6 protein-coding genes are annotated in these 4,982 nt (G+C 68.3%); 3 read left to right on the plus strand and 3 right to left on the minus strand.

Translation table 11 applies throughout. The annotated features are described in order from the left end of the window. Positions 1–347: 347 nt before the first annotated feature. Positions 348–545: a hypothetical protein gene (locus K6I33_RS31780; RefSeq protein ID WP_229358012.1), complete on the plus strand. Its 198-nt coding sequence runs from the start codon at positions 348–350 to the stop codon at positions 543–545. Between the two features lie 46 nt (positions 546–591). Here the strand turns inward: K6I33_RS31780 and K6I33_RS31785 are convergent, their stop codons facing one another. Continuing rightward, the gene (locus K6I33_RS31785) at positions 592–969 is read right to left on the minus strand and encodes a metal-sensitive transcriptional regulator (RefSeq protein ID WP_229358013.1); all 378 of its coding nucleotides are present in this window, start codon (positions 967–969) and stop codon (positions 592–594) included. A 265-nt stretch (positions 970–1,234) separates the two neighbouring features. On the opposite strand from K6I33_RS31785, the gene K6I33_RS31790 reads away from it, so the two are divergent. Together K6I33_RS31790 and K6I33_RS31795 are read left to right on the plus strand one after the other, a co-directional pair. Then, positions 1,235–1,855: a DUF47 domain-containing protein gene (locus K6I33_RS31790; protein ID WP_229358014.1), complete on the plus strand. Its 621-nt coding sequence runs from the start codon at positions 1,235–1,237 to the stop codon at positions 1,853–1,855. Positions 1,856–1,861: 6 nt separating this feature from the next. Beyond that, the gene (locus tag K6I33_RS31795; RefSeq protein ID WP_229358015.1) at positions 1,862–2,860 is read left to right on the plus strand and encodes an inorganic phosphate transporter; all 999 of its coding nucleotides are present in this window, start codon (positions 1,862–1,864) and stop codon (positions 2,858–2,860) included. Positions 2,861–3,033: 173 nt separating this feature from the next. On the opposite strand, the gene pstB is transcribed toward K6I33_RS31795, so the two are convergent. Together pstB and pstA are read right to left on the minus strand one after the other, a co-directional pair. Continuing rightward, complete coding sequence (pstB, locus tag K6I33_RS31800) at positions 3,034–3,813, minus strand: phosphate ABC transporter ATP-binding protein PstB (RefSeq protein ID WP_229358016.1); 780 nt, start codon at positions 3,811–3,813, stop codon at positions 3,034–3,036. Positions 3,814–3,949: 136 nt separating this feature from the next. After that, the gene (gene pstA, locus K6I33_RS31805) at positions 3,950–4,972 is read right to left on the minus strand and encodes a phosphate ABC transporter permease PstA (protein WP_229358017.1); all 1,023 of its coding nucleotides are present in this window, start codon (positions 4,970–4,972) and stop codon (positions 3,950–3,952) included. Positions 4,973–4,982: the final 10 nt, after the last annotated feature.

The following is a 4,982-nucleotide window of genomic DNA, read 5'->3' on the forward strand; positions in this document are numbered from 1 at the left end:
GGCGGGGGCCGCCACGGCCGCCGCGACGTCCTCCCCCGGCGGGGGCGCCCTCCGGCAGCCGGCCGGGACGCCGGTCGCCCCGCCCGCCATGCCGATGACCGTGGTGTCGACCGTGGAGCTCGGCTCCTTTGGATTCCGGCCGGACATCGAGCTTCCCGCACCCGCCGAAATCTATGCGGGCACGGTCGCTTCGCCACAGAAATAACGCGGGAGGACATGGTTGGCCATGGAAATGGTCCATCTGTGCCATGCGCGGTGTGTGTACCGATCACTACGCTGGAAAGCGGTGACGTGACGGCCCAGGCCGGTGAGTCCCACAGCCCCGAGGACCCGAGGAGGTGAATCGCGTGGTTCCGCGACGCGGTTTGTGCGGCGGGCCGGATCCCGTGGCCCTCATCGAGATCGATCTCTACGGTGAGTTGATGATCGCGGCGTCCATGGCGGACGAGGAGCGGCTCAGTGCCGACCGGATCGATGAGGTTCTCCGTGTCGTCCGGCCCGTGCGGCGGACGGCGGAGCCCACCAATCCGTCGGGCGCGCAGTAGCCGCGACGTCGGGCGCGCAGTAGCCGCGCCCCGTCACGCGCCCTCGTCAGGTGCGCAGCAGCCGCGCGATCGCCGCGCTGGCCTCTTCCACCTTGGCGTCGATCTCCGCCCCGCCCTTGAGGGCGGCGTCGGCCACGCAGTGGCGGAGGTGCTCCTGGAGGAGCTGGAGGGCGAAGGACTGGAGGGCCTTGGTGCTCGCCGACACCTGCGTGAGTATGTCGATGCAGTAGACGTCCTCCTCGACCATGCGCTGGAGGCCGCGGATCTGGCCCTCGATCCGGCGCAGCCGCTTGAGGTGCTGGTCCTTCTGCTTGCTGTAGCCGTGCGGGCCGGCGGGGGACCCGGCGGCGTCGTGCGGATCGCCGTGGCAGGGCGCCCCGACCGGTTCAGTGGCGCTGGTCACTGTGGCCTCCCTGGCCGTCATGGCGTCCTCCGTCGTTCTGCCGACGCGTCCGCGCTGGTCATCGGCGGGGCGTGGGGACACGTCACGCTTGTCGGCGTCCTACGGTTCCTACCCCATTTGCATACCCCGGGCGGGTATATCGTACCCAAATTCACCGCCGGAGGCCCGTACCGCCTTCATGAGCACTCTGCCCGATGGGCGACACTGAGGGAATGCCAGTTAGCTGTGGCTGGATGATGCGCCTAGCATCAACGAGACCGAATCCGCTGCACCCCGAGGATCCCACGTGCGCTTTCGTCTGACCCCCAGGGAGACGAGCTTCTACGACATGTTCGCCGCCTCCGCGGACAACATCGTCACGGGCTCCAAGCTCCTGATGGAACTGCTCGGAGCGGACGCCTCCGCCCGGGCCGAGATCGCCGAACGGATGCGGGCAGCGGAGCACGCCGGGGATGACGCGACCCACGCGATCTTCCACCAGCTGAACTCCTCCTTCATCACGCCGTTCGACCGCGAGGACATCTACGCCCTCGCCGGCTCGCTCGACGACATCATGGACTTCATGGAGGAGGCCGTCGATCTCGTCGTCCTCTACCAGATCGAGGAGCTGCCGAAGGGCGTCGAGCAGCAGATCGAGGTCCTCGCGCGGGCGGCGGAGCTGACCGCCGAGGCGATGCCGAACCTGCGGACGATGACCAATCTGACCGAGTACTGGATCGAGGTCAACCGCCTCGAGAACCAGGCCGACCAGATCCACCGCAAGCTGCTCGCGCACCTCTTCAACGGCAAGTACGACGCCATCGAGGTTCTCAAGCTCAAGCAGATCGTGGATGTTCTCGAGGAGGCCGCCGACGCTTTCGAGCACGTGGCGAATACCGTCGAGACCATCGCGGTCAAGGAGTCCTGACCCCCGGTGGATACGTTTGCACTTGTCGTGACCATCGCGGTCGCGCTCGGATTCACCTATACGAACGGCTTCCACGACTCCGCGAACGCCATCGCCACCTCGGTCTCCACGCGGGCGCTGACCCCGCGCGCGGCCCTCGCCATGGCGGCGGTCATGAACCTCGCCGGTGCCTTCCTGGGCAGCGGCGTGGCGAAGACGGTCAGCGAGGGCCTGATCGAGACGCCGGTGGGCGACAAGGGGATGGGCATCCTCTTCGCCGCTCTGATCGGCGCGATCGCCTGGAACCTGATCACCTGGTACTTCGGTCTGCCGTCGTCCTCCTCGCACGCCCTCTTCGGCGGCATGGTGGGCGCCGCGCTGGCGGGCGGTACGACCGTCATCTGGTCGGGCGTCATCGACAAGATCGTCGTGCCGATGTTCCTCTCGCCGTTCGTCGGCCTGATCCTCGGCTATCTGGTGATGGTCGCGATCATGTGGATGTTCCGCCGGGCCAACCCGCACAAGGCCAAGCGCGGCTTCCGTATCGCCCAGACCGTCTCGGCCGCCGGCATGGCGCTCGGCCACGGTCTCCAGGACGCCCAGAAGACCATGGGCATCGTGATGATGGCGCTGGTCATCGGCGATGTGCAGAGCAAGGGCGACGAGATCCCGGTCTGGGTCAAGCTCGCCTGCGCCGTGATGCTCTCGCTGGGCACCTACGCGGGTGGCTGGCGCATCATGCGGACGCTGGGCCGGAAGATCATCGAGCTGGACCCGCCGCAGGGCTTCGCGGCGGAGACGACCGGTGCGTCCGTGATGTTCACGACCGCGTTCATGTTCCACGCGCCGATCTCCACGACGCATGTCATCACCTCGGCGATCATGGGTGTGGGCGCGACGAAGCGGGTCAACGCGGTGCGGTGGGGTGTCGCCAAGAACATCATCCTCGGGTGGTTCATCACGATGCCGGCCGCGGCGATTGTCGCTGCGCTCAGCTACTGGGTTGTGAACCTGGCGTTCGGCTGACCTTTCGCCGGACGAGTAAGGGCCCGCCCCCTGGTACGAACAGGGGGCGGGCCCTTTGCCTTGCGGTGGCACCGCCAAGCAGCACCGCAAGGCCGTCTGTGGTTGATCGCGCCCGGGGGTCCGGGGGATTCCCCCGGAGAACACAGCCCCGCGCCCCTGCGGGGCGCGAGTGCTTACCCGAAGCGGCCCGAGATGTAGTCCTCGGTGGCCTGGACCGACGGGTTGGAGAAGATGCGCTCCGTGTCGTCGATCTCGATCAGCTTGCCGGGCTGGCCGACGCCCGCCAGGTTGAAGAAGGCGGTGCGGTCGGAGACCCGGGCCGCCTGCTGCATGTTGTGGGTCACGATGACGATCGTGAACCGCTCCTTGAGCTCGCCGATGAGGTCCTCGATGGCGAGGGTGGAGATCGGGTCGAGCGCCGAGCAGGGCTCGTCCATCAGCAGGACCTGGGGCTCGACCGCGATGGCGCGGGCGATGCACAGGCGCTGCTGCTGGCCGCCGGAGAGACCGGCGCCCGGCTTGTTGAGGCGGTCCTTGACCTCGTTCCAGAGGTTGGCGCCCTTGAGGGACTTCTCCACGATCGTGTCCAGCTCGGACTTGCGGTACCGGCCGCCGTTGAGGCGGACGCCGGCGATCACGTTCTCGTGGATGGACATGGTCGGGAAGGGGTTCGGGCGCTGGAAGACCATGCCGACCGTGCGGCGCACGGAGACGGGGTCTACGCCGGAGCCGTAGAGGTTCTCGTCGTCCAGCATCACCTTGCCCTCGACGCGGCCGCCGAGGGTGACCTCGTGCATGCGGTTGAGGGTGCGCAGGAAGGTGGACTTGCCGCAGCCGGAGGGGCCGATGAAGGCGGTCACGGAGCGGGGCTCCACGGTCATCGAGATGTCCTCGATGGCCTTGTGGGTGCCGTAGTAGGCGTTCAGGCCGCTGACGTCGATTCGCTTGGCCATGGGGATCACTACTTTCGGGAAATCAAACCGCGTCAGCGGCCGGTCTGCATTGGACGGTCGGACTCCGCTTCGCCTCCGCTACGGCCGGGTGCCACGCCCTCGTTCCTCGGGCATGACCCCCAGCCTCCGCTGCGGCTCAGCTGCGTCCTCCGCGTGGGGCCTTCCAGCGGGCGATGCCGCGGGCCACCAGGTTGAGGATCATGACGAAGGCGATGAGGACCAGGGCCGCGGCCCAGGCGCGGTCGTAGCTGGCCTCGTTGCCGGCCGCCCACTGCTCGTAGATGTAGTACGGCAGGGAGGACTGGGCGCCTTCGAAGGGGTTGTTGTTGATCAGCTGGGAGCCGAAGACCAGGAGGACGATCGGGGCGGACTCACCGGCGATGCGGGCGACCGAGAGCATCACACCGGTGGCGATGCCGCCGATGGCGGTGGGCAGGACGACCTTGAGGATCGTGCGCCACTTGGGCACGCCCAGGGCGTACGAGGCCTCGCGCAGCTCGTTGGGGACGAGCTTGAGCATCTCCTCCGTGGAGCGGACGACGACCGGCATCATCAGGATGGCCAGGGCCATCGACCCGGCGAAGCCGGAGTAGCCGTTGTCCAGCATCAGGATCCAGAAGCTGAGGACGAACAGGCCCGCGACGATCGACGGGATGCCCGTCATGACGTCGACGAAGAAGGTGACGGCCGTCGCGAGGCGGCCGCGGCCGTACTCGACCAGGTAGATCGCCGTCAGCAGGCCGATGGGGGCCGCGATGGCGGTGGCGATGCCGACCTGCTCCAGGGTGCCGATGATGGCGTGGTAGACGCCGCCGCCGGGCTGGATGGTCAGGACGCCGGCCATGGAGTGGCTGAGGAAGTTCCCGTCGAGGACCTTCGCACCGCGCGAGACCGTCTCCCAGATCAGCGAGACCAGCGGGACGACCGCGAGCAGGAAGCAGACCCACACCATGCTGGTGGCGAGGCGGTCCTTGGCCTGCCGGAGGCCCTCTATCCGGGCCGCCAGGGCGAACATCCCGGCGACGAAGACCACCGCCGCGATCAGGCCCCACTGGACGCGGCTGTCCAGGCCCGCGCCCAGGCCGATGCCGGTGCCGACGGCGACCGCGGCGGCCGCGAGGGCGGCGGGGGCCCAGCGCGGGAGGCGGGGCTGGCGCAGGGTGTAGGAG

Source organism: Streptomyces sp. UNOB3_S3, from assembly GCF_020740895.1.
In the GTDB taxonomy this organism is placed as follows: Bacteria; Actinomycetota; Actinomycetes; order Streptomycetales; family Streptomycetaceae; genus Streptomyces.